This window comes from Bartonella sp. MU70NMGDW (assembly GCF_042194085.1).
In the GTDB taxonomy this organism is placed as follows: domain Bacteria; phylum Pseudomonadota; class Alphaproteobacteria; order Rhizobiales; family Rhizobiaceae; genus Bartonella; species Bartonella grahamii.
Map to the genome: position 1 here is coordinate 1 of NZ_JBHIMK010000167.1, position 2693 is coordinate 2693.

The 2693-nt window shown below is 35.9% G+C and carries 3 protein-coding genes and 2 pseudogenes; 4 read left to right on the forward strand and 1 reads right to left on the reverse strand.

Annotated features, from left to right (window positions below; all coding sequences use genetic code 11):
• The 3 genes and pseudogenes from ACFIKE_RS09185 to ACFIKE_RS09195 all read left to right on the forward strand — a co-directional run.
• Positions 1-243 (forward strand): annotated as a pseudogene (locus tag ACFIKE_RS09185) (UDP-N-acetylglucosamine 1-carboxyvinyltransferase); the annotation flags it as partial.
• Between the two features lie 188 nt (positions 244-431).
• Positions 432-631, forward strand: a pseudogene (locus ACFIKE_RS09190) (UDP-N-acetylglucosamine 1-carboxyvinyltransferase); the annotation flags it as partial.
• A gap of 190 nt (positions 632-821) precedes the next feature.
• Complete coding sequence (locus ACFIKE_RS09195) at positions 822-1088, forward strand: hypothetical protein (RefSeq protein ID WP_375625354.1); 267 nt, start codon at positions 822-824, stop codon at positions 1086-1088.
• 84 nt (positions 1089-1172) lie between these two features.
• On the opposite strand, the gene ACFIKE_RS09200 is transcribed toward ACFIKE_RS09195, so the two are convergent.
• Positions 1173-1412, reverse strand: coding sequence for a hypothetical protein (locus ACFIKE_RS09200; protein WP_375649480.1), 240 nt, complete (start codon positions 1410-1412; stop codon positions 1173-1175).
• Positions 1413-1861: 449 nt separating this feature from the next.
• Between ACFIKE_RS09200 and ACFIKE_RS09205 the strand changes: the two genes are divergently transcribed.
• A complete protein-coding gene (locus ACFIKE_RS09205; RefSeq protein ID WP_375649482.1) occupies positions 1862-2638 on the forward strand; it encodes a type IV secretory system conjugative DNA transfer family protein in 777 nt (258 codons plus the stop codon).
• Positions 2639-2693: the final 55 nt, after the last annotated feature.

The following is a 2693-nucleotide window of genomic DNA, read 5'->3' on the forward strand; positions in this document are numbered from 1 at the left end:
AATCGTTTAGGGGCCTCGATAAAGCTTGATGGGCAGAGGGCAACCGTTTATGGAACAGAGAATTTGCAAGGGGCTCCCGTTATGGCGACGGATTTGCGCGCTTCTGTTTCTCTTGTGATTGCAGCATTGGCAGCAAAGGGGGAAACAATCGTCAATCGTGTCTATCATCTTGATCGTGGATTTGAGAGATTAGAAGAAAAATTAGTTCGTTGTGGTGCAAAAATTCAACGCATCACAGTGTAATTCTCTTCAAAGGTATTCGGTCTCCCTTTAAGGGGCTTGATCTCAGACAACAAGGGTTGTTAATCCTCTCAATAAACGCGGGGCTCTCATGGTTTTGGAGTTTTTACGAGTTGGCATAAGCGTTTGAGAGGCGGGTGGGGCTTCATAAAACAAACAAATAGAGACTTGTATCATTGTTCTCAGTGTCGTTTACGGCGCTTATGACACGGGGTTGAGGGAACCACACATATTACAGAGACGGTTTTCGAAAATCGTTTCATGCATGTTCAAGAACTCAATCGCTTGAGGGTGCAGATAAAGTGCCATGGGCGAGAGGGCAACTATCTCATGGAACAGAGAATTTGGAACAGAGAATTTGGAAGGGGCTCCCGTTATGGCGACGGTTTTGTATTTGCGCGCTTGTTGTTTCTTTTGTATTTGTGTTCGTTGTATTATCATTGTCAAAGCAAAGTATTAAAGAATATATATTCAAAATGATAGTAAATATTCACAGTATTTATTGTTTTTTAATATAAAAATATGGTAATAAAATAATTTATGTACTTTTATAGTATTTATAATTATTCAAGGAAAATAAAATGAAGAAGACTTTTAAATTATTGAGTGCTTTATTGATTATGATTGGATGTTATCAAGCTCAATTGCCTCAAACGATTGCAGGTACATGGAAAAAGTCTGGTGCAAATCAACTTGAAAAAAAAGTTCTTTATGATGACCCTGAAGATTTTCAGAATGACCCAGCTTATATAGAATGGTGTATAGTACATGACAAGAATCCGGAGTGTAATCCTTTAAAATCTCGCAATCCATGGAAGTTTAGTAGAACTCTTGGGCACGGGTATTGATGAAAAGGGCGATGTAATTTCTTTAATTGATGAAAAAATGAATATGGAAAACCTATAAAAGACGACCATAACAAAAAAGTCGCTTCATTCTTTAAAAGCTGAGGATGGCATTGTTAATGGGGTGCCGATAAAGTGCCCATGGACTAGAAGGAAATGCATCTCATAAAACAGAGTAGGGGTGCTCGTCATGACGCCTGATTTGTACGCTTTTTCTTGTCTTTGTTTTTCTTCCGCTTTAAAGGATGCATATTCCTGACTTAAGGGCTGTTTTGTAAAAAGTTCGGATTCTGTTGGCGCGGTTTGACCTACTCCTGACCGCTCCATGTGGTTCACTTTAAAAAGGCTCTACGGGATAAGTCATGCCCATTTATTACACACTCTAAAAAAACACTTAAATATGTGAAGTTTTACATGCCTTATATCACGGCTCTAAACAATAATGTTTTACGGAAAAATATGATAAACCGCGCTTTTTTTCAGTGAACACTAATGCGTATTGTTATTGGTTTTTTTTCTGTTAAGAAGCATATACAGTGTCGTAAAAGAGTTAAGTAAGAAATTTAAATAGCGCGTGAAGCATCAAAGAAACTTTGGAAAAATTTTTGAAAAAATTAGTTTAGGGGCGCTTTTTATAAAAGCCCGTCTTAGAGAGGCAGATAAGTCTTTCATCTGAAGAGGCTTGTTTTATGTTTCAAAACTTGATAAAAATTCAAAAAATATAAAAATTTCGAAAAAATAGGAAGAGAAGCTTTTTCTGATATGTCGGGGGGAAAATGGTTAATAAATTAGACAAAAAACAGATTATATTTTTAGTATTGCCATTCATATTTTCAATCATTGTAGCTTTTTTGGTCAATATAACGATCAATAACATTACAGAAAATGGAACGACGCCTGATGCTTATTGGTTTGTAAGATCAAAGCCACTGGATATTTTAATCCTTATTGCACTTTCATGTTCTTCATTCATCTTATTACAAAAAAGGCATATCAGAAAAAATATCATTATTTCGTCCATGATCATCTTTGGTTTGTTTGCAGCTTATTATAGTGCAAATGAATATATCAGACTTAGTCCCTATGTAGGTCAAAATAATATGACATGGGCGGATGTTTTTCCTTTCTTTGATAGGATGGTTTTAGGGGGTGTTATTGTTGGCATTGTTATCCTTGGTTACACGATAAAACGATCATTACCTAAAGCTTCACCTTTGAAAAATTCAAAAAATACGATCTTTGGTGGTGTTCAATGGATGAGTATGAAAAAGATTGAAGAGATTTTTCCTCGTGATGGTGAAGTCGTCATAGGAGAGCGCTATAGAGTCGACAAAGATATTGTTAAAGATGTCAAATTTGATCCTAAAGACAAAACAACATGGGGAAAAGGTGGTAGACAGCCATTGTTGACATACAAACTTAATTTTGATTCAACTCATATGTTATTTTTTGCTGGTTCTGGTAGTTATAAAACAACCAGTAATGTTATTCCAACTTGTCTCAAATATTCCGGTCCACTGGTCGTTTTTGACCGTTCTATCAAACTTATGTAAATGTGATCATTTCTGATTAAATATACTGTTGATTTCCTGCTTCTTTGAGGCTGGT

Excerpts from the sequence above, each read along its gene's own strand:
- ACFIKE_RS09200 (WP_375649480.1), bottom strand. The coding sequence starts at position 1,412 with ATGGAGCGGTCAGGAGTAGGTCAAACCGCGCCAACAGAATCCGAACTT.
- ACFIKE_RS09205 (WP_375649482.1), top strand. The coding sequence starts at position 1,862 with ATGGTTAATAAATTAGACAAAAAACAGATTATATTTTTAGTATTGCCA.
- ACFIKE_RS09195 (WP_375625354.1), top strand. The coding sequence starts at position 822 with ATGAAGAAGACTTTTAAATTATTGAGTGCTTTATTGATTATGATTGGA.